Source organism: Mesorhizobium sp. (genome assembly GCF_041661565.1).
In the GTDB taxonomy this organism is placed as follows: domain Bacteria; phylum Pseudomonadota; class Alphaproteobacteria; order Rhizobiales; family Rhizobiaceae; genus Mesorhizobium.
Window position 1 is genome coordinate 1 of record NZ_JBAZUD010000091.1, and the last position, 21,161, is coordinate 21,161.

A 21,161-nucleotide genomic window follows, 5' to 3' on the forward strand; every position below is an offset into this window, starting at 1 on the left:
CCCGGCGACGGTCGCGTCATCGCCGACATCAGCCGCAAATCGAAATCCCCATAGACATCGACCGTGGCCCGCGGGTTCCTGCATGAGAGGCTTTCGTACGCCTCACGGCACCCGAAACCCTTCACCACATCCGTCGTTCGTCGTTCTTATAAAATACCCTATAAGCCGTCATTGCCGTTAGCGCGAAAGCGGTTAGGTGAGTCTTGAAAGAAACGATATGACAGCCAAGCTCGAAGTTTTCCAAGACATGGCCATCCGTGGCCCTGTAGCGAAACGGCCCGAGTTGCGCGAAGCGCTCATAGCGGCGGCTATTGAACCTTGGCGCGTGGATCTGGAAAGGTCGGCGGAGGTGGCGCGTAACGCAGTGGCCTCGGAGGATGTCGTCCTTTTTCGTCGGGATGCCAGCCAAGACCATCCGGCGGCCGGACTGACCCTATGGGGAACCGAGGACGGTTATTATGTCCCGAACATCGTTCCCTTGGAGACGGGAAGCCTCACCTTTGCCCAATACAATGCCGTGCTCACGGATTTTATCGCGCGCATCGCTGCGCCAGTCACAGCCCGACACGGTTTCACGATCTCGACGACGGAACCTCGGCAAACACTCGACGACTGGTTGTCTCCGGACGCTGCGCTGAAGCTCAAACGCTTTTCCGGCGCGGCCAACAAGTCAACGGGAGCGAGCCACCCATCGGATCAACGTCGATGGTTCGATTTTCTCGTCGCCGTACATCGCAGCGGCGACAAACCCGGCACCGACAGGTTGGCTCGCTGGCTGCATGAAGTGGACGGTTGGGACGAGGACTCCGCCCACAATCTTGCAGGCGATTTTGAGACAGCGATTGCTCTTCTTGCCTACTACGAAGAGCACTGAGCCGGATGGACGCACAGGCAATTGCATCAGCGAGCGTTCCGGTGCTGTGCATTGATACATGCTCTATTCTGGACATCATGCGTGATCCTACACGCGAGACGGCCAAACCGCACGATCGGCAGGCAGCCATTGATCTCGTAGCGGCGGCGGAATCGGGGCGGCTCATATGCCTTATGGCGGAACAGGTTGCGATCGAGTTTTCCGATCATGACCAGCCTGTTCAGGATGAGGCCGTACGCAATCTCAATAGGGTTCGGGAGCAGGTCGAGCGCATCAACAAGCTTTCTGCCGTCTTTGGCGCTCCAGGCAACGTCAACCTTGCGCATTTTGACGATCATGTCGGGCGTGCAAGGGCGGTTGTCGGACGTTGGCTCGCCAGGCTCGGCAAGGTCACTCCCAGCCCTATAATCCCCGCCAAAGCATTTGCGCGGGTCAACGCTGGTATCGCTCCTGCGAGACGCGGCAAGGAGTCCTCCAAAGACTGCCTGGTCTATGAAACCTATGTTGAGGCCGTGTCGGCTTTGCGCGGCGCCGGGGTGACGACGCCGATCGTGTTCCTATCATCGAACACCAATGAGTATTTGACCGAGGCCAGGGTTTTGAAGCCTGACATCGCGGCGGAGTTCGGTGCGATCAACCTTGGCTATGCGCCCAATATGGGTGCGGCCAAATACGCGCTTGGCCTATAAGGAAGCAGCGTGAGCGTCTCGGCATCGAAACACAATCTGGTTCTCGAACTCTTCGTCCGCACGGCTGACGAAAACTACATCACCGCGCGCTGGTGCGCGATCAATCAGCTCAACACAGATTTCCTTTGGCTGTCGGTTCATGCTCTTGAGAAATATCTCAAGGCTGTGCTTCTGCTTAATGGCGGCTCGTCCCGACGCAGCGCCGATCCGAAGCCATACAGCCACGACATCGTTCGGCTTTACGCGGATGTGAAAACTCTGGCTGGTGCTTTGCTATCAAACAATCTCGGAAAGCCAACTGACCTCGACATCTATCACTGGACCGACCGAACGCCCGAGCAGTTCACGGAACACCTGCTCCGCAATGGGAATGCCGACAATCGTTACCTGATCTACGGTTACGTCACCCGCAGTCAGGATTTGCACATGCTGGACGCGATGGTGTTTGCCGTTCGGCGTCTTATTTGCAGGTTGGACGAGCGGTGGCTAGCGAGCCGAGAGCCCGAAGCACCGACGTTTACGAATCGCGAACTGCTCGTCCGTCAGCCAGAATACTTTGGGCGTCTTTTCATGCCGCTGGACGATCTGATCGGCGCTCGCGAGGAATCGCCGAGACGCGCAGCGGCGTTGAATCTCAACATGGCTTTCGCGCCGGATGACTATCAACGAACCGCTCCGATTCGGCAGTTCGTCACGCAATCCAGTCATCATACGCCGCATCCTCGATACTTTGGAGAGTGAAGACCCCCGGTGGGCTGCGGAAGGCGTCGAGATCGCACGCTGGTTCCTCGCCAACGTGCAGGTGCCGAAGGGTAGGCCGGACGATCCCGGCGTCACAGAACAGATTGCAGCCGCCATAGAGGCGGCGCGGGCGAAACATGGAATTACCTGACATCGTGCTTGCTGGTCATGCTCAAGTGAGCGAGCGCAAACGGTGCCGCACCTCGTCCGCATGAGGCGCAAGCTGCTCAATGCAAAGCCGGTAGATAAACCAGCAGGCGTATATCGCATCCCGTCCGCCAAATACCCACTGATGCAGCAGCCCGTGCGCCATTCTGTGGCGAAGCGTCGGCCCAGCCTGGTGGTCGAACATGTTTTCGATCTCGAACACCACGGCATCGCCGATGAGGTGTTCCAGCGGTTTGCGCCATTCACCCGACGGATCGAGCAGCGTGGAAAGCGTTGCGCTCGATTGCGTCAGATCGGATTTCAGACGCGTAGTGTCCACATCCGCCGCCTTCAGCACATAGCGCAGGCAGTTTTCGAGTTGCGGCACGAGAAGATGTGCCGCCTCGATAAAATCGCCGTTGAAAAAGTGTGAGAAGCCGCGGCCGAAGAACGCTTCGTGGTGCGGCGGCACGAACGGGCTCATTGCCGCAAGCGTCGTCAGAACCCGCTCATCTGGGGCATGATCGAAAACGATCTGATAGCGGCCCGGCTCGATCTGCCCTGCCACGAACAGTCCACGCCTTATCTGCTCGTGCTGGATGATCTGGACCCGAATGTTCGCCTCGTTGGGGGGATTGGCGAAGCCGCCGGCGGGTGGCGTTCGCGAGGCGGGCTTGAAGGTCTCATCATAGATCACCGAGGCGAACAGGCTGCCAAAGGGAGATCGTCTAATGGATTCCTCTGCCTCACGACGCAGGTCTGCGACGACGGGTGAGCGGCTTTGGACGGCGTAGATGAGAAGTGCGTCCGCCAATTCCTTGCCGCCCAATTGCGCTTTTGTCCCCTCGACAATCTCGGAGATGTCGGTCGAGGATGAGATCGGCGCCATGAAGTCGGCGATGTCGCCCTGCGTGCGCACCAAACGCGCTTGCAGATCAGCGCGCCTGGCGTTCGTGCCTCGAACTCGTCGCAACATCGCAATCGCCTGCTCAAGCCAATGAGTCTCATGCATGGGACTCTTGGTCATACGATCGGCTGTTTCGACGAGACGCTCCGCGACCTTAACCAGCGCCCGATCGGCATCGAGTTTTCGGTCCGCACGCGCATAAGCGCGAGCGGTCAGACGCCAAAGCTGTTCGGGTCCGTCTGTATCGCCCGCAGCGGCCCTGGAGACGGCAAACGCTTCAGCCGCTTTGGCAAGACTAGCGGCCCTTGTCGTCTTGAAGTCCAGTTCCAGATCGCTCGCCCGCACGAAACCGAACACGTCTTCGCGCTTCAGCGCCCGCTGCCGGACCTTCTTGGCGAGTGAAACGAGATCATCGGTTCGCCCGCCGCCCCAGCCAATCTGCCGTTGCAGGACGCAAGCACGGCGCAGCAGATCGAGCGCGCGGGGGTCGCTCGCCTCGTTGCGGCGGCTTCGCATCTCGGCCCTACCAGCCAAGAGGCAGCCGACACATTCGATATAGCCGTCGATCGCCAATCGCGCGGCTTCGTGCTGCTTGGTGTTTACCCATGCGAGATCGGCCAGCCGTGCTTTGAGAGCCGGGTGATTGACTTGGGCCGCCAGCTCGCCGAGGACCAGCGATTGCTTGCCTCGATAGCTCAGGGGCGTTGGAGTAGATCCCGTCGCCCAAGCCATGAGCGGGGTGAACGGTTTCAACGGCTCGTTTGCCTGTAGGCCCATCGAGCAGACAGCGCCCAGGAAATTGTAGACGGTTGCCTTCTCTCCGTCGCCGGCCGACTCGGCCGCGTCGCGCGCCGTGGAATAGTGTCGCCACAGTACGGAGCAATCGACCGAACGCTCGCTAGAGATCGGCATCTCTGGGTCGGCCGCTAGAATATCCGCGAGCACGATCAGAGAAGTTTCGGATTTCTGTTCAGTCTGCTGAGTGTCGGACATGGATGGAAACTCGGTAGAGGCTTCAGTGATCCTTGCACAGAAAAGGCCCGCCACGCGATGGCCTCCGTGATAGCATAGACATAGTTCTCGTATTCACTGGCGCGGCGCCAAATATCGTCGATTACCCTCCGGCAGTACGCTATAGCCGCCGAACGTACGCCCTCGTACCTGGCAAAGGCCGGCCCGTGGACAGAAAAGCGTAGAAACGGCGGCTTTCGGCGGCAGAAATGCCGCGAGCAAAGCCAATTTGCAGAGAATTGCTCACCCCATAGGCGAGGAGGCGGCCCTCAATTCCGCGTTCCTTCGGATATTGGCGAAGCTCGGCTTCAAACACAACGAGAGCTTCGTCCATAAGTCCGAGGGTGAGCGCTAGGAGCGTTTTGCGATCGACGCAGACATCGGATCGTCACTGTTGGCGAGCAACGCGATGCCAGACTGCTAATCTTCCAGACATCCGCCAACGGATTGCTTGTGGTGTTTAGATCCGCAACGAGGCCGCCAGAAGATGGTCCGCTTGCTGCTGACTTAAGTCTGGAAGCGGACGTTCCGCTCCCGGCCCCATTGCAGTCCGACCGCTATTAGTGTCGAACCAGCTTTAGCGCTTTTAATGTTTGGCAGTTTCATCAGCCCACCGGCGAAAAACTCCGATGGCGGCTGACAAGTCGAGCGGGCCGCAGAACGCCTCGAATTGGCCGTTCTGCACAGACGCGATCCACCAGCTCCCTGTACGATGCCATCCCTTCAGATCGTCGCTCGGCTCGCCTTGTGTGACGCGCTCAAAAGCCTTGTCTTGCAACGATGTGGCGGTCAGATCGATCTTGAGTGACCAGCCGGGATTGTCGAGCGTATCAATCCTCACCCCGTAGGCGTGCTCCCATTCGTCATCGCAATGGGACAGATACCACCGGCTCAGCCAACTGAAGTTATCTTCACTCATTACGTCAGCATCGACCAATGAAGCGGCGTCTGCAATCGGGGTGCAGGCCTGGACATCGACGCCGGGCTTCAACACGACTTTCAAACGGAATGAGCAATTCTGTTCATCGTCCACCTGCGGGCGCAATTTCAGCTATTCAATGAACGGCGTGACATTCGTCTAAGCTATCGCGGATACACACAAACTCGGCTTTACCTCGCATCATCCGGTAAAAACGCGCCTTAACCGTCCAAACGTCCCTCACTCGGCAGATGTCCACTGCACCGTCCATCGTAACGATTACGGCGCCTATGCAGGATGGATCGGTGGGAGAATGCACGAAGATGCCTTGATCCATCTGAGGGACCAACGTGCGCTTCATCAAAAGCTCCCCCGTCGCCTTCAAGACATAGCCTCCTTCCATCAGTTCGATCAGCCTCGGCGTCGCGTCAATGTTCTCGGCATGTGAAGCGGCTGTTGCAGTTAACATGAGCGCCAAGATCAGAGCGCCGCAGGCTTTCATCGCGCTAACTCCTCGCTTGCCGCGCCACCTTAGCTGACTGAAACTGATCACGTGACAGCAGGTCTCACCGGCAAATGTCTAGATGACCACAAGGAGGCTATGACCGCAAATCGTCTGCACACTTGATTTATGAATCGCAATGTAGTTTGGCAACCGTATTGGACATTCGAATATGAAACAGAACCGCTGTAATCTGTTTCATGCGGTGACCGTCCGCTTCGACGCAACGAGTGCAAGTGCCCTTGCCGACCCCTTTGGGTAGGCTGAAGAACGACAGCTTCTCGCAACTAACTACCGAAACCGGACGGTCTGGAAACGGTCCCGTTCCAGTCGTCAAGGGTCCGGCCGGTAAGAGCGCCCGCTAAACTTGGTCGTCAAAGCCGCGTGCGCCGATCTGCTCTCCGCATTGAGCTAGCTCCGTTTGCCACGACGCCGGTAACTCGTCTTACCGTGCCGCCCTATACCCTCGACTGGCCGGAGGGCTCTCGTGGCGGCGCCGAGCCGGAGCACTATCCGGCGGACAAGGACGCCAGGGGCGCTTACAGCCCCAGTGCCTGAGCGACCCGTTCCTGGAAATACTGCACGCCCCGCTCATGCCGCCCCGAAAGCGGGCCGGAGCTATAGGCTCCTGCGGCATAGTTGCGATGCGTATCGGCGCAGATGGTGTAGTCCTCGCGCACCACGGCCAGGGTGCCTTGCACGGATCTCGCCCTGCTTTCGGATGCTTCTGCAGAGGTGTCGGCAAAGAAGAAATGGTAGTGCTGGTCTGTGTGATGCGGGGAGGTCGGATTGATCCGGCTGACGTTCATGCCGCCTTCGAAAAGCGACAGCGTCCAGTTCGGCCACATCCAAAGCCATTTGCCGCGATAGAACAGACCGTCTTTGGGCGGTGCGGTCATCCGGACATAGCCGGGATGGGCGGTGGTCTGGAAAGCTTCGAAGTCGATGGCAGCGTAGAACGAGGGATGGGTGCCAGGGATGTGGTAGCCTTCGACGAAATTGTCGGTGTAGATCTTCCAGTTCGCCGCAAAGCTGACAGTGGCCTGATCGGTGGCGGCATAGGTCTCCAACGGCTCGTCAGCCAGTTCGGCCGGCAGCGAGCCAAGTTGATCCAGAAGGCTCTCCTTCGGGTCGAGTGCCGCGAAGAGCAGCCCGCGCCATTCAGACAACTGCACCGTCTCCAGCGGCCAGTCTTCGGCGATGATCGCGGGATCCTTGCCGTACCATGGGGCCTGCACCAGCCGTCCGGTGTCGGCAAAGGACCATTTGTGATAGGGGCAAACGATCAGCCCACATTTGCCCGCGCCATCGGCCAGAAGTTTCGCCCCCCGGTGGCGGCAGACGTTCTTGAATCCGCGCAGGGTCCCGTCCCGGCCCCGGATGGCGAAGACCGGCGTGCCGGCGATGTCGATGGCAAGGTATTGACCTGATGTCGCGACCGAGGCGACAGGCCCCATGAACTGCCAGGTGTGCGCGAAGATGTTGCGCCGTTCCTGCTGCCAGATATCATCGCGGACATAAAGCGACGGGTCCAAGTTCAGGTATTGCACGGGCGGAGCGTCGAGTGGCGGGTGGTCGGCTCGCAAGGTGTCTGGCGTCATAGGCTACCTCCAGTTGCGGCAATCCTGTCGTAAGCGGGACGACATCGCAAGGGAATTGGCCCTGCCGCGCACAGCCTGTAAGCCGGAAACGGCCCAGGACCCATCGGTCAGGAATGCGCTTGTTTCGATCGGCTCATGCGCTGTTCAATGGAGGATGTTGCCGTCAGGGTCCTTGAACCAGACCATCTTGAACCCGTTCGCGTCGTGGACCCCGCCCTTGTATGACACGCCCTCCATCTCATAGCGCTCGAACGTCACACCCTTGGCACCCAGGTCGGCAACGATGGCGTCGATGTCTGGTCCGCAGTCCCACACCACGGCATTGGCCTTGTTGGTGCCCGCAAATTCGGAATGGTAGACGACGAGATGCGTCGCACCGGTCTTGTAGACCAGCACGCCTTCCATGCCTTCCTCGTTCAGTTCCAGCCCCAGCATATCACTGTAGAAGCGCCTCGCCCGATCGATGTCGCTCACCGCGACAATGGCCGAGGAAGACTTGTCGTTGAGTACGTGCATCGTATGTCTCCTTGTTTGACATCCAAAGGACGCATGACCTGCTTCGGTCCCGACACCCGGGCGTGAGGTATCGGCAGAATGCAGAAAGAGAGACATCAAACGAAGCGCCGCGGCGCGGGCCGAGCGCCGCCACCTGCCTCCGCCAGAAACGCAGGCCGGTCAGCCTTCCCCCTCCGCGCGTCAGTTCGCCACCGCGCGCAGCGGCATGGCTCGCTCGGCCTTGCTGTCGAGGTAGGCGGCCAGGTGCGCGGTCAGCTCGCGGGCGTCGTCCTCGGCGCCGTGGATGAAACTGGATTTCCGGCGGCGCAGATAGGGCAGGCCCAGCACATAGAGGCCGGGCACGCCGGCAACGCCGCGATCGTGCCTGAGCTGGCCCTTGGCGTCGAAGACCGGCAGGTCCAGCCAGGAAAAGTCCGGCTGGAACCCCGTGGCCCACAGAACGGTGCTTATGTCGTCGCCCAGTTGCAGCGACAGCGGCGGCGCCTCGCCGATCTGCGTGGGGGCAAAGCGCTCGACGGGGCCGATGCCTTCGGGCCTGTTCGCCTCGGCCCACTGGTCGATCGAGGCCAGCAGCCGGTTCATCTTCAGGTCGGCCAGCGCGCAGACATTGCGCAGCGATCCGGAAAACTGCGCCGTCGCGCCGCGAATGCCCATCAGGCGCCCGACGACCCGCACGCCCTGTCGCTGCAGGACATTGAGGTCGAGCGTGGCGCGCTCGGGCGTGCCGGCGAGCTGCGGCGACGGCACCCTGCGGGCGCGGTCGGGGTCGTCCACCTCCTCGATGCGCTGGTCGAGCACGCCGGTCGCCAGCATCCACCACTGGATATCGCGCTGCCGATAGAGGCGCGGCAGCCGCACATGTTCGCCCACGGCCAGCGTGACGGGCCGGCCGCTGGACTGGATCTCCTGCGCCAGTTGCAGGCCTGTCGCCGAGGCGCCGACGACCAGCACCCCGCCCGGGCCAAGCTGGCGCGGGTTGCGGTAGGTGGAAGCCGAGATCTGTTCGATGCCGGCCGGCACGGACTCGGCCAGGCCCGGCACGGAAGGCTTGCCGAAGGCGCCGGTCGCCAGCACGACGGCCCGGCACAGCCAGTCGCCCCTAGATGTCTCCACCCGAAAGCCATGGCCGCCGCGCGAGACCCTGCCTACAGCGGTGCGCGTCAGCACCGGCGCCGAAATCGACCTGGCATAGGCGGAAATGAAATCGGCGAGCGCCCCGGCGCGCATGTAGCCGTCCGGGTCGTCGCCCCGGTAGGCATGGCCGGGCAGCCGCGCCATCCAGTTGGGCGTCAAAAGGCGCATCGAATCCCAGCGCTGCGTGCGCCAGCTGTTGGCGACCTCGCCCTGTTCCAGAACCACATGGCCGATCGAGCGCCGGCCCAGCAGGTGGCTCATTGCCAGGCCCGAATGGCCGGCACCGATGACGACGACGTCAACGGTGCCGGCGATCGCGCGCGGTGCGCGCTCGCTCATCAGGCCTTGCTCGTGGTGACCGTGACATCGGTCGGGTTGGTGATGATGTCGAAGACCGCCGAGCGCTTCTGCGACTGCGCGACGAGCGCCGCTATGTCGTCGGCGCTGGCGTCCGCGTCGATGTCGTAATGCACCTTGATGCCGTCGAAACCGTTGCGCACGTCCGGATCGACGCCGAGGATGCCCTGGATGTTCATGCCGGCCTCGAGCGTCGCCTTGACCGAGTGGAGCTGGATGTTGCGGTTCTGCGCGACAGCCGCGATGCCGGCGGTCAGGCAGCCGGCAAGGCCGACCAGGACGAACTCCACCGGCGTCGCGCCATTGTCTTCCGACGCGAAAATCTGAGGATGATCGGATTCGAACTTGTAGGTCTGGCGGTGCTTCTGCTCTTCGCCGAGGCCGAAAAATCCGTCGACGGTTGCCTGGTTGTGGGTTCCTTTCACCCACTCGCTGGTCGCCCGCCACTTGAAGCGGGCGGCCTCCGGGGCGTCCTTCAGGGCTTCGCGGGCGCCAAGCAGGGCGGCTACGTTGACGCCATTGGTCGCGATCTCGGTGTGTTTGGTCATGGTCGTTCTCCTGTTGGTTACGGGTTGGAATGGTCCAGGCCGGTCCTGTCTTCCCACGGGCGTGTGGTAGGCAGCATGGGAGCCGGCGTGGAATCGTCGGCAGGGCCGTCCTTTGAGTTGCGGTGCGTTCAGCGGATCCTGCCCCAGCTGTTCGACGACAGCCGTTTCGGGCGGTGCGAGACCGGCCAGCCAATGTCCTTTTGAATCTCCATCGGCAGGCTGTTCAAGATCCGTTCGGACCTGCGCGCCTCACGCGCGTCCTTGAAGGCCGCCCGATAGCGGGCGAGCGTTTCAAACATCGACATCGTCCTCTCCTGTCGGTCGCTGGCCGCCGCTTCTGTCCGCCGGCCGTCCGAGGCGTGTTAAATGCTCCACATTTGTATCTGCAAGGTTGCACCAAAACGCCCGCTCCGTAACAACGTCGCGTGTGTCGGGATTAGTCCCGTGTTGGTGGCGCAAGCGGCTGTAGCGGCGGATTTTCCTATTGCGGCCGGCGCTTAGCGGGGCGCGGAGGGCGGTGCGATATCCATCGCGGGCCATTGACGCCGATGTGGTTGTTGCCACAGGATGGAAAGGCGCACGGTTACCACGCGAAGATTGTCGGAGGGGCCATGTCGACGAGCGACAAGCTGTTCACCGGTTCGATTCCCGAATTCTACGACCGGGCGATGGTGCCGCTGATCTTCGAGCCCTATGCGCGCGACCTGGCCGAGCGGGCGGCGAGGCTGGCGCCGCGGACCTTGCTTGAAGTCGCGGCGGGCACGGGCGTGGTGACGCGGGCGCTGGCGGCCGCGCTGCCCGAGCAAGCGCGCATCGTTGCCACCGACCTCAACCAGCCCATGCTCGACCATGCGCAAACCCGCATGGCGCACGATCCCCGCATCAGCTGGCGGCAGGCCGACGCGCAGGCGCTGCCTTTCGAGGATGCCCGGTTCGACGCCGTGGTCTGCCAGTTCGGCGCGATGTTCTTCCCCGACCGCGTGGGCGCCTATGGCCAGGCCCGGCGGGTGATGCGGCCAGGCGGCCATTTCCTGTTCAATGTCTGGAGCGCGATCGAGGAGAACGAATTCGCCGACGCGGTCACGCAGGCGCTCGGCCGGCTCTTCCCCGCCGACCCGCCGCGCTTCCTGGCAAGGACGCCGCACGGCTATCACGATGCGGACGTCATCCGCGCCGACCTGCATGAAGCCGGATTTAGCGATGTCAGCATCGACCCGCTGGACGCGGTGAGCGCCGCGTCGTCAGCGCACGCGGCGGCCGCCGCCTATTGCCAGGGCACACCCTTGCGCGCCGAGATCGAGGCGCGCGGCGCGCTGGAGGAGGCGACGCAGATCGCGGCCGATGCCATCGCGCAACGGTTCGGGCAGGGCGAGGTGAGGGGGCGCATCCGCGCGCTGGTGGTGGTGGCCCGCAAAGGCGATTCTCAGTGATATCCGACGACTGGTGCGTTCAAGTCCGCCAGACGTCAGAAGTGAGCAGTCCGGGCAACCCGGATAGATCGGGCAGCACAGCGTCCGGCGCCCAATCCGGATTCAGGGTTTCGCCCAGCCTGTCGATCCAGACGACACGTATGCCCATCTCGTGGCAGACCTTCAGATCGGTGACCTGGCCCATGCCGACATGCACCGTCTCCTCCGGCGTCACCCCGATACGGGCATGCGCGTGGCTGAACAGCCGGTGATCGGGCTTGTAGGCCCTTGCCTGCTCGGCGGTGACCACGAAGTCGATTGGGACGCCGATCGACGCAACGGTTGCGGAGATCAGGTCATCGTCGCTGTTGCTGATGATCGCCAGCCGAAACTGCGACCGCAGCCGGTCCAGCGCCGCCGGCACTTCCGGATGAGGGGGAATGTCGCGCAGGAACGACAGGAGCGTCTCCCCGTCACCCGGCCGGGGTGACATTCCCCGTCTGGCCAACACTTCCTCCAGGCTCGATCGCAGGACAGTCTTGTAATCGCGATAGGGCGGCCGCTGCTGCTGCTCCATCGACAGGCTCCGCAGCGTGTCGACGGTTTCGTCCACCTCGGTGTCACCAACCGATGAACCAGCGTGTTCCGCCAGGACAGCGCCGACGCCGTCACGCAACGCCCGGTGCCATTGCACCAGCGTGCCGTAACAATCGAAGGTGATGCATTTGGGTTCGTCGACCAACGTCGGATACCTTCCTTGCAAGTGCCCGCGCCCGCCCCGTCAGCCCGCGGCGAGTTGACGGGCAGCGGCATCCGCCGTGTCCTCGGGTCTCGTGTTGAAGGCTATGGCAGCGTTCGGCGCCGATTTGTGGATGATGTTCACAACGGTCTCGAACAGCGGCAGGCCCTTGGGCGGCAGCCTGAGACCGCCGCCGATCACAACGCAATCATACGCAGCATCGCCCAGCGCCTGCTTGAGTGCGGCAAATCCGGCGGCATCGGGCGTGATCATGCAGGTATCGCCCTGCCAACCCCGTTCCTCGATCTTCGCCACGCCCAAAGCGATCCCGGCATTGATCTTTTCGGCATTGAAGCCGGGGGGCAAGGACGGGTCCGAGAAGTCGACGGTTTCAGGCTTCTGGCCGACAAACAATATTCGGGTCATTGGCATTCTCCATGAAGCTACGGGATTCTGAAATTGGCCTGATATCGTCCGGTGACAAGGTGTCGCCAATGAGGACTGGGATGTTCTCGCTTCTGTGGCCGCGACCGAGCGTGCCGAATTGATGAACCGCGCCAGGACGTAGCCTGGTTTCGCTGTCGGATCTTGGAGCAGATATCGCTTGCTGTCCCTGCGCCTGGCTCAGCCGACGACCCGCAGCTTTCCTCGGCGCGGTTTGCGAGCCAGTTTCGAGGCCTCCGTCGCGGGCATTGCCTTGCCGAAATAGAAGCCTTGTCCGACCTCGCAGCCGGATTGGTCCAGGCTATGCAGGATCTCAGCATTGTCGATGCCTTCCGCGGTGGTTGGCAACGCCAGGCTCTTGGCCAGGCCGAGGATGCCGTGCACGATCTTGGCGCTTTCGGGGTTGTCCTTCATCGACTGGATGAAGCTGCGATCGATCTTGATCTTGTCGAGTTTGAACTCGCGCAGGTGGTAGAGGCTGGAATAACCGGTGCCGAAATCGTCGAGCGCGATCTTGATGCCGAAATTCTGCAGCGACTGGAGAATTGTCTTGGCCGTCGCCAGGTCCGAAACGAGGGCGTTCTCCGTGATTTCGATCTCGAGCCGGCTCGGCTTGAAGCCCTGTTCGGAAAGCACGGCGAGCAGACGGATGGGGAAAAGCAGATCCGTGAGTTCGTGGGGCGACACGTTGAGCGACAGTTTGAGATCGGCTGGCCAATCCTTCGCGTCGAGGCAGGCCCGGCGCAACATGGTAAGGGTGAACTCCGGCATCAGCCCGAGACGTTCGATGACGGGAATGAATACATCCGGCGCGACCAGGCCTTTTTCCGGATGGCGCCAACGTGCGAGGATTTCAAACCCGAGCAGCCGGCCGCCGGAAAGTTCGATCAGCGGCTGATAGTGCGGCTCGATCTCGCTGGCCGCCAGGCCGCGCTGGATGTCGGCTTCCAGCGCCGCCTTGGCCTTGAGTTCCGTGTCCATGCTCTCTTCGTAGAAGCGGAACCGTCCCCGGCCAGCCTGCTTGGCGCGATACATGGCGATATCGGCCGCGCGCAGCAGCGCGTCGGCATTCATGCCGTCGGCGGGGCAGAGCGCTATGCCGATGCTGGCGCCGACCTCGACGATCCTCGTGCCGATGGCCACTGGCGCCGAGATCGCCGCGATGATGCGCTCCGCAAGAGAGATGGGCGTCTTGTTGACGTCCCGCCCGTCGTGGGTCAGATCACAGATGATCGCAAACTCATCGCCGCCGATGCGGGCCAGCGTGTCGTGCTTTCGCACAACGGCCTTCAACCGCGCGGTGATTTCACCCAGCACAAGATCGCCGGCGCTGTGGCCATGAATGTCGTTTACCGGCTTGAAGCGGTCCAGATCGATCAGCAGCACGGCAAAGGGCGCCTCGCCGCGATCGACGCGGCTCAGCGCTTTTTCAAGCTCGTCGGCAAGGACGCGGCGGTTCGCCAGGCCGGTGAGCGTGTCGTAGCGGGCCAGTGCCTCGGCCAGCGCCTGCGACTCCTCCAGCTTGACGGCGTTGTTGCGGAACACCTCGAAGGCGAGCGCCATGCTGCCGATCTCGTCATGCCGGTCGACCTGCGGGATGACGATCCCGCGGTTCCCGGCGGCGAGCTCGGACAGGGCCTTGGTGATGGAGGCCAGAGGCCGGGAGATCCCGCTGTGGATGATCCACGTCACCCAACTGGCCAGCAGAAGTGCAAGGAAGACGACGATCCCGAAGATCGTCCCCGAAGTGTCGACGATGTGGTCCGCGCGCGCACCGGCCGCGGCCGCGCCCACCGCATTGACGTCACTCAGCGCGCCGATGGCGTCGTCGGCGCTCCTGTAGAGAGCATCGGCACGACGCTGAAAGTCCGGCGAGGTCGCGAGCCGTCGCTCCGCCGGCAGCGCCAGCCATGCCCGGTGTTCCGCCGTCCAGCTGTCCAGCGCGCCGTCAAAACTCGCCAGCAGGCTTTGCTCTTCCTCGGTCTTGTCCAACAGTCCATACGCGGCCCGATGATAGCCAAGCGATGTCATGTAGCCATCGGTCGCGGCCACTGCCTGGTCGACCTTCTCCTGGTCCGGTGCCAGTGCGAGACGGATTTCGGCCAGGCGCGTCTCGGAAAGCAGATCCGCCATCTCCCCCAGAACGCGCGTGCCCACCACCCACCTGCGATCGAGGGCTTCCGTCAGTCGATCGAGCGCGAGCATCTGGATCAGTGCATAGACGCTGACGCCGACCAAAAGCGCGACCGAGAGCAGATAATAGGAAATCAAACGAGCGCGAACAGATGACAGGTTCAACATGGGAGGCTCGTTTCTTATTGTTTCTTCAAATGCCGTACCAGCAAACGATCCTTGGCGTGATTGGTTGTAACAGTCTGCTCTAATGGTTACGCAGGGGTTACTGATTTTTTCAAATCAAGGGCAGCCGAATCGCGGTACCGGCGCTTCTTCGGAACACCGTTTCACATTTCCTGCACCTGCTGTTAGCGAATTGACTGGCGCATCGCACCCGGCGATCTCGACACCATGGCCACGAGGCCGAGCGGGAACCGCGATCGCTATGGACGAGCGCCCCCGCGCGCGCCGTGCCCGAAAGGCGCGGACTACCTTTCCTCGACAATCCTCAGATAAGCCGCCGTCACGAACAGCACGATCAGCCCGAACAGCATCCGCCGGGCGCCCTCCGGCATCTGCAGGATGGTGAGCAGCGTCGTCAGCACGGTGAGGATCAGCGCGCCGACGATGGTGCCGGTGTAGCCGCCGCGGCCGCCGAAGATGGAGGTGCCGCCGATGACGGCGGCGGCCACCGAGGGCAGCACCAGCGGCTCGGCCAGCGACAGGGATGGGGCCTTGATCAGACCGATATAGAGCAGGCCGGTGATGCCGGCGAGCACGCTGGAGGTGATGTAGAGCGCGGTGATGACCTGCCAGTAGCGCACGCCGGAAAGGCGCGTCGCGTGTTCATTGTCGCCGACGGCGTAGAGCAGGCGGCCAAAGCCGGTGCGGGCCAGCGTGAAGACGATCAGCGCGGCGAGCGGCACATAGAGCAGCAGGGCGTTGGGGAAGGCAAAACCAATGCCTGCGTCGGTCAGCCATTGGCGCGCCGTCTCCGAAGGCACCCATGCATCGGGCAGGCGGGTGACGCCGGTGCCGAGCCAGGCGAGAAAGTCGGGGATTTTCGCGCCCGAGGCGATCACCGTGCGCTGGTAGACCTGCAGGCAGCCGGTGCCGATCAGGCTGGTGCCCAGCGTCATGATCAGGGGATGGACGCGAAAGACACCGACGCCGATGCCGTTGACGAGGCCGATCAGCACCGCCGGCATCATCGCCAGCGCGAAGGCCACCGCCGGGTCCTGGTTGACGATCTGCGTCGCCATGATGAAGGCGCTCATCGTCGCCACCGTGCCGACCGAAAGGTCGATGCCGCCGGTCAGCATGGTCATGGTCTGGCAGCCGGCGAGGATGGCCAGCGGAATGGCGAACTTGATGGTGTTGGCGATCCAGCGCTCGTTGACGATGCCGGGTCGCAGGATCTGCAGGATCACCACCAGGATGACCAGCAGGATGACCAGTGGCACCAGCGGCCGGTCGGCCATGAAGCGCTTGACGCGGCGGCCGAGGGGGACGGGCGGAGGCGTGATGGCTGATGTGCTCATGGGGTGGCTCGTGCTGGAAGTGGCGCGACGCCTCTCTCCCTTCTCCCCTTGTGGGAGAAGGTGGATCGGCGCGCAGCGCCGAGACGGATGAGGGGTGTTGGACGGAATGAGGCGGTGGTGCTCTCTGGAACACCCCTCATCCGACCTCGCTTCGCGAGGCCACCTTCTCCCGCAAGGGGAGAAGGGAGAAGGGCGCATCGATGCTCTCCTGTCACTGCCGCCCCCGCATGGTGATGAACGCGCCGAACATCACCACGGCGACCATGATCAACCCCTCGATGATGGCGGTGACGTTGGGGTCGATGGCGAGCAAGGTGAGGTCGGTGCGCACCAGGCGCAGCACGAAGACGGCGACGATGGGGCCGAGCAGGCCGCCCTTGCCGCCGCCCAGCGCCACGCCGCCCAGCACCACGGCGGCGACGCTGGCGAGAAGATAGGGGCCGGGGATGGGGGCGCCGATGCCGGTGCTCATGGTCAGCGCCAGCCCGCCCATGGCGGCGAACAGGCCCGACAGCGCATAGGCGATGATGCGGGTGCGCTTGACCGGCACGCCGCTTCGGAACGCCGCCAGCTCGCTCGAGCCGATGGCGTAGATGGACAGGCCGAGCCGCGAGCGGCGGAGCGGAATCCAGACGACGCACAGGCAAACGGCCAGCACCAGCAGCGCCTTGGGCAGCCAGGCGTCGATGGCGTCGGGCAGGCCGGGTATCGGCACGGTGCCGGAGATCAGCGCCTTCAGCCATTCGGCGGCGGCACCGCCGGGCGCGTCGAGCACCAAAAGGGCAGCGCCCTGCAGCACGAACAGGGTGGCCAGCGTGACGACGATGTCGGGCACGCGGGTGACGACGATGAGCATGCCGTTGACGGCGCCGAGCACGAAACCCAGGGCGAGCACGAAGGGCACCACGAACAGCGCGTATTCTTCCGAGGCGCCCGCCATCATCGAGGCGGCGGTGACGCTGGTCAGCGCCATCATGGCGGCGACCGACAGGTCGATGCCGCCGGCAATGACCACCACCGTCTGGGCGGCGACGGCGAAGGCGTAGGGCAGCACGGCGCGGGCCAGCGACCCGAAATCATTGCTGCCATAGGCCGGCTGGATCAGCCTGGTGACGATGAACAGGACGACGAAGAGGGCGAACAGGCCGATGACCCAGCCCTGGCGGCGCAACAGATGGCTCATGGCGTCGGCTCCGTCGAATTCGTTGAATTCGACGAGGGGTCGGCCAAAATGCCGATATCCGCCTTGGCGCCCCGGGGCAGGCCATAGGCGGCGCGCATCAGCGCCGGCTCGTCGGCCTCCTCGACCGCGAAGATATCGACGACGCGGCCGCCGAAGATGACGATGACGCGGTCGCAGACGCGCTGCACCTCCTCCAACTCGGAGGTGTAGAACAGCACCGACTTGCCGTTGCCGGCAAGCTCGCGCAGCAGCTTGTAGATCTCCTGCTTGGTGCCGACATCGATGCCGCGCGTCGGGTCGAAGCAGAGGATGGTGCGGGCATCCGCCGCGATCCAGCGGGCGATGGTCACCTTCTGCTGGTTGCCGCCCGACAGGCGCTGGACTTCGCCTTGCGCGCGGGTGTCGATCTGCAGCCGCTCGATGGCGCTGACCACCTTGGCGCGCTCGCGGCGCATGGGAATGGGTCCCCAGTTGCGCAGCGCGGCGCTGAAGGGCAAAGCGATGTTCTCACGCACCGAGCGCTGCATGGCCAGCGCCTCGGAGCGGTCGCCCGGCACATAGGCGATGCCCGACCGGATGGCGTCGATCGGGTGCGAGAATTTCACCGGCCGGCCGTCGACCTCGATCGTGCCGCCGGACGGTTTTATGGAGCCGGCAAGGGCGGCGAACAATTCGTCCTGGCCCTGGCCTTCGAGCGCGACGACGCCGGCGACCTCGCCATCGGCGAGATCGAAGGAGACGTCGGCGAGCTTGGTGCCGACGCGCAGGTCGCGCCCCGCGATGCGCGGCCGGGCAGGGGCGGGCGCCGCCTTCTGCGTCGCGGTGCGGGCGGCGACGTGGGTCTTGACGATGCGGGTGCCGAGCATCAGCTCGACGATCTTCTCCTCGACGCCGGGCACGATGTCGACGACGCCGACGGTCTCGCCGTCGCGCAGCACGGTGGCGCGGTCGCAGAGCGCCGCGATCTCGACGAAGCGGTGCGAGATGAAGATCACCGCGCGGCCGCTGTCACCCTGGCGGCGCACCACTTCAAGCACCTTTTCGGCCAGGTTGGCGGGCAGTGCCGCCGTCATCTCGTCGAGCAGCAGCACGTCTGGCTCGACGGCCAGCGCGCGGGCAAGGTCGAGCACGCGCAGCACGGCCAGCGGAATGTCGCGCGCGGTGTCGCGGATGTCGAGGTCGGGAATGCCGAGCTCGCGCACCCAGGCGCGGAACGGCTCGACCGGCGTGCCGGTGAGCCTGAGATTGGACAGGACGTCGAGATCGGGGATCAGCGACGGCTCCTGGTAGACGGGCAGCAGGCCGGCACGGCGGGCGGCGGCGGGCGAGCGGATGTCGCGGGCCTCGCCCTTGATCAGGATGCGTCCGGCATTGGCCGATATCGCCCCGGTCAGGATCTTCACCAGCGTCGACTTGCCCGCGCCATTGGCGCCCATCAGCGCGTGCACCTCGCCGGGCAGCACGGAGAGCGACGCGTTGCGAAGTGCCGCGACCGCGCCGTAATTCTTGGCGACGCCGGTGGCGTCGAGGAGGGGGCTTTGCTGTTGAGGGCTTGTCGTCAAAACGTGTTTGCTCTCGATTCAGGAACTATCGGCGCTCCACGGCGCCCCCCTCTGTCCTGCCGGACATCTCCCCCACTTGGGGGGAGATTGGCAGGTTCGGCGGGTGGCCCTCCCTTCTCCCCTTGTGGGAGAAGGTGGCCTCGCGAAGCGAGGTCGGATGAGGGGTGTTCCAGGGAATGCCAACGTCCCACTCCGCTGGAACACCCCTCATCCGTCTCGTCGCTACGCGCCGATCCACCTTCTCCCACAAGGGGAGAAGGCAGAAGCGCGGGTCGTCAGCTTACTCGCCCGGGCCCTTGCAGGCCACGATCTGGTCCTTGGTGTACGTCGTCCAGTCCGGGATCGAGATCGAGACCGGCCATTCGGGGCTGAGCGACGGGTCGGCGGCGGCCTTCAGCTTGGCCTTGCCTTCCTCGGTGGCGTTCTCCCACAGCTGCGGGTCGACCAGCACGGTCTGCTGTGCCGGCTTTTTGCCGTCGAGGATCTGCAGCGCCAGCGTCACGCCGGCGCCGCCGATCGAGCCGGGGTTGGTGACGGCTGCGCCGACGAGGCCCTTGACCGAGCTCAGCTGGCCGACAAAGCCGGCATTGTCGGCGCCGACCACCGGCACCAGCGGCGCCTGCGATTCGACCAGCGCGTCGACGATGACGTTGTCGATGCCTGAGGTCCACACGCCGTTGAACGGGGTGCCGGTGGCGAGGAACGACAGCATCTGCTGCTTGGCCTGGTCCTGCTGCCAGCCGGTGAAGACTTCCTGCGCGACCTTCACGTCGGGGAATTCGGCCAGCGCCTTCTTGAAGCCTTTGTCACGGTCACTGTCGGCCGAAGCGCCGGCGGCGCCGCGCATGTAGAACACCTCGCCTTTGCCGCCCATCTGCTGGAACAGCCACTTGGCGCCGAGATAGGCATACTGTTCCTGGTTGTTGGAGATGATGTAGGCCGACGGCTCGGTGACCGCCTGGTCGACGGCGACGACGACGATGCCGGCCTTGGTGGCTTCCTCGAGGCCCGCCTTGATGCCGGCCGGGTCAGCCGGGTTGACGACGATGGCGTCGACCTTGGCGCTGATCAGGTTGCGGATGTCCTCCAGCTGGCCGGCGGCATCCGTGTTGCGGTGGGCGATGTTGAGCTTGGTGACTTCGCCGGAGGCCAGCGCCTGCGCCTTCATCGCGCAGACCATCTCCTCGCGCCAGCCATTGCCCTGCACCGTGTTGGAGATACCGATCGTGTATTTGCCGGCGGCCGACGAGACGCCCACCGAGGCCAGCAAGGCCGCGCTCGCAAGGAGCGGAACCATGGTCAAATATTTCTTCATCTAGACTTCCTCCACTTTGTTTTCAGTTTCATTTCAACCGTGTAGGGCGCGCCGCTGACAATCCGAGTCAACGCCGCGCCTTGATTCACTTGACGAATGGGCGCAGCACGTCGCGGGCGAGCAGGAAACCACGCTTCACCTTGTCGTCGCTGCCCTCGAACCGTCTGTCCTCGTGTTCGATGATGACGGAGCCGTCATAGCCGGCCCGGTAGAGGCCGGAGAAGAACCCGCTCCAGTCGACATCGCCCAGCCCCGGCATGCGCGGCACCTGCCAGCCTATCCCGGAAGACAGGATTCCGCGCTCGTACAATCCATCATGATCAATCATCAGGTCCTTGGCGTGGACATGCAGCATGTAGGGGCCGAATTCCCGGATGAAGCGGGCCTGGTCGATCATCTGCCAGACCAGATGCGACGGGTCGAAATTCATGCCGACATCGCCGCCCCAGGCTTCGAGGATGCGGCGCCAGACCTGCGGCGAATAGGCGATGTTGTGCCCGCCCGGCCACTCGTCAAAGCTGAAGATCATCGGGCAGTTCTCGAAGGCGAGCTTGACCCCATGGCCGCGCGCGAAGGCGACGATTTCGGGCCAGACCTTCAGCGCGTCCTGCCAGTTGACGTCGACGGTCTTCGAGGCATCGCCGCCGCAGAAGGTATTGACGACGGGCACGCCCATATTGGCGGCGAGCACGATCACCTTCTTGAGATGGCCGATGACCGCCTCGCGATGCGCGGCATCCGGGTGCAGCGGGTTGGGGTAGTAGCCGAGGCCGGAGACGGTGATGTCCTTCTCGGCCAGGGAGGCGACGATTTCTTTTGCCTCGGCGGCCGAAGTGCCGTCGGCATCGATATGGCTTGTGCCGGCATAGCGGCGGGTCGCGCCGGAGGTTTTCGGCCAGCAGGCGAT

At 63.5% G+C, this 21,161-nt stretch carries 20 protein-coding genes; 4 read left to right on the top strand and 16 right to left on the bottom strand.

Annotated elements, in window-relative coordinates:
• The first annotated feature begins 217 nt into the window (after nucleotides 1-217).
• Genes WC739_RS16530 through WC739_RS16540 form a run of 3 tightly spaced genes read left to right on the top strand, consistent with a single transcriptional unit; the run spans nucleotide 218 to nucleotide 2,304 of the window.
• Nucleotides 218-874: a hypothetical protein gene (locus WC739_RS16530; RefSeq protein WP_372954102.1), complete on the top strand. Its 657-nt coding sequence runs from the start codon at nucleotides 218-220 to the stop codon at nucleotides 872-874.
• 5 nt (nucleotides 875-879) lie between these two features.
• On the top strand, nucleotides 880-1,563 hold the full coding sequence (locus WC739_RS16535; RefSeq protein ID WP_372954103.1) for a PIN domain-containing protein: 684 nt from the start codon (nucleotides 880-882) through the stop codon (nucleotides 1,561-1,563).
• A 9-nt stretch (nucleotides 1,564-1,572) separates the two neighbouring features.
• Nucleotides 1,573-2,304 carry a hypothetical protein gene (locus WC739_RS16540; RefSeq protein ID WP_372954104.1) on the top strand — a complete coding sequence of 244 codons (732 nt, stop codon included), beginning with the start codon at nucleotides 1,573-1,575 and terminating at the stop codon, nucleotides 2,302-2,304.
• A gap of 172 nt (nucleotides 2,305-2,476) precedes the next feature.
• On the opposite strand, the gene WC739_RS16545 is transcribed toward WC739_RS16540, so the two are convergent.
• From WC739_RS16545 to WC739_RS16580, 8 genes are all read right to left on the bottom strand, one after another.
• Entirely contained in the window at nucleotides 2,477-4,351 is a 1,875-nt protein-coding gene (locus tag WC739_RS16545; protein ID WP_372954105.1) for a DUF4209 domain-containing protein, read from the bottom strand.
• Nucleotides 4,352-4,955: 604 nt separating this feature from the next.
• Nucleotides 4,956-5,414 (bottom strand): immunity 53 family protein, encoded by a 459-nt coding sequence (locus WC739_RS16550; RefSeq protein WP_372954106.1) that lies wholly within the window; start codon nucleotides 5,412-5,414, stop codon nucleotides 4,956-4,958.
• A 10-nt stretch (nucleotides 5,415-5,424) separates the two neighbouring features.
• A complete protein-coding gene (locus tag WC739_RS16555; RefSeq protein ID WP_372954107.1) occupies nucleotides 5,425-5,790 on the bottom strand; it encodes a hypothetical protein in 366 nt (121 codons plus the stop codon).
• 539 nt (nucleotides 5,791-6,329) lie between these two features.
• Nucleotides 6,330-7,391, bottom strand: coding sequence for an aromatic ring-hydroxylating dioxygenase subunit alpha (locus WC739_RS16560; protein ID WP_372954108.1), 1,062 nt, complete (start codon nucleotides 7,389-7,391; stop codon nucleotides 6,330-6,332).
• A gap of 144 nt (nucleotides 7,392-7,535) precedes the next feature.
• Nucleotides 7,536-7,907, bottom strand: coding sequence for a VOC family protein (locus WC739_RS16565; RefSeq protein WP_372954109.1), 372 nt, complete (start codon nucleotides 7,905-7,907; stop codon nucleotides 7,536-7,538).
• A 180-nt stretch (nucleotides 7,908-8,087) separates the two neighbouring features.
• Nucleotides 8,088-9,380, bottom strand: a complete 1,293-nt coding sequence (locus WC739_RS16570; RefSeq protein ID WP_372954110.1) for an NAD(P)-binding domain-containing protein — start codon at nucleotides 9,378-9,380, stop codon at nucleotides 8,088-8,090.
• Nucleotides 9,380-9,946 carry an OsmC family protein gene (locus WC739_RS16575; RefSeq protein WP_372954111.1) on the bottom strand — a complete coding sequence of 189 codons (567 nt, stop codon included), beginning with the start codon at nucleotides 9,944-9,946 and terminating at the stop codon, nucleotides 9,380-9,382. Before WC739_RS16575 ends, WC739_RS16570 begins: the two co-directional genes overlap by 1 nt.
• Before the next feature lie 128 nt (nucleotides 9,947-10,074).
• Nucleotides 10,075-10,251 carry a hypothetical protein gene (locus WC739_RS16580; RefSeq protein WP_372954112.1) on the bottom strand — a complete coding sequence of 59 codons (177 nt, stop codon included), beginning with the start codon at nucleotides 10,249-10,251 and terminating at the stop codon, nucleotides 10,075-10,077.
• 306 nt (nucleotides 10,252-10,557) lie between these two features.
• Here WC739_RS16580 and WC739_RS16585 point away from each other — a divergent pair, with 306 nt between their 5' ends.
• Entirely contained in the window at nucleotides 10,558-11,376 is an 819-nt protein-coding gene (locus tag WC739_RS16585; protein ID WP_372954113.1) for a class I SAM-dependent methyltransferase, read from the top strand.
• Nucleotides 11,377-11,395: 19 nt separating this feature from the next.
• On the opposite strand, the gene WC739_RS16590 is transcribed toward WC739_RS16585, so the two are convergent.
• From WC739_RS16590 to WC739_RS16625, 8 genes are all read right to left on the bottom strand, one after another.
• A complete protein-coding gene (locus WC739_RS16590) occupies nucleotides 11,396-12,097 on the bottom strand; it encodes a haloacid dehalogenase type II (RefSeq protein ID WP_372954114.1) in 702 nt (233 codons plus the stop codon).
• Between the two features lie 39 nt (nucleotides 12,098-12,136).
• Nucleotides 12,137-12,520 (bottom strand): hypothetical protein, encoded by a 384-nt coding sequence (locus tag WC739_RS16595; protein WP_372954115.1) that lies wholly within the window; start codon nucleotides 12,518-12,520, stop codon nucleotides 12,137-12,139.
• A 198-nt stretch (nucleotides 12,521-12,718) separates the two neighbouring features.
• Nucleotides 12,719-14,839 carry a putative bifunctional diguanylate cyclase/phosphodiesterase gene (locus tag WC739_RS16600; protein WP_372954116.1) on the bottom strand — a complete coding sequence of 707 codons (2,121 nt, stop codon included), beginning with the start codon at nucleotides 14,837-14,839 and terminating at the stop codon, nucleotides 12,719-12,721.
• A gap of 302 nt (nucleotides 14,840-15,141) precedes the next feature.
• Nucleotides 15,142-16,194, bottom strand: a complete 1,053-nt coding sequence (locus WC739_RS16605) for an ABC transporter permease (protein ID WP_372954117.1) — start codon at nucleotides 16,192-16,194, stop codon at nucleotides 15,142-15,144.
• Nucleotides 16,195-16,405: 211 nt separating this feature from the next.
• The gene (locus WC739_RS16610) at nucleotides 16,406-17,377 is read right to left on the bottom strand and encodes an ABC transporter permease (RefSeq protein ID WP_372954118.1); all 972 of its coding nucleotides are present in this window, start codon (nucleotides 17,375-17,377) and stop codon (nucleotides 16,406-16,408) included.
• Nucleotides 17,374-18,939 carry a sugar ABC transporter ATP-binding protein gene (locus tag WC739_RS16615; RefSeq protein ID WP_372954119.1) on the bottom strand — a complete coding sequence of 522 codons (1,566 nt, stop codon included), beginning with the start codon at nucleotides 18,937-18,939 and terminating at the stop codon, nucleotides 17,374-17,376. The genes WC739_RS16610 and WC739_RS16615 overlap by 4 nt, the downstream gene beginning before the upstream one ends.
• Nucleotides 18,940-19,219: 280 nt before the next feature.
• Nucleotides 19,220-20,254, bottom strand: coding sequence for an ABC transporter substrate-binding protein (locus WC739_RS16620; RefSeq protein ID WP_372954120.1), 1,035 nt, complete (start codon nucleotides 20,252-20,254; stop codon nucleotides 19,220-19,222).
• An 85-nt stretch (nucleotides 20,255-20,339) separates the two neighbouring features.
• The coding region (locus WC739_RS16625; protein ID WP_372954121.1) for a sugar phosphate isomerase/epimerase family protein at nucleotides 20,340-21,161 on the bottom strand (822 nt) is incomplete at its 5' end.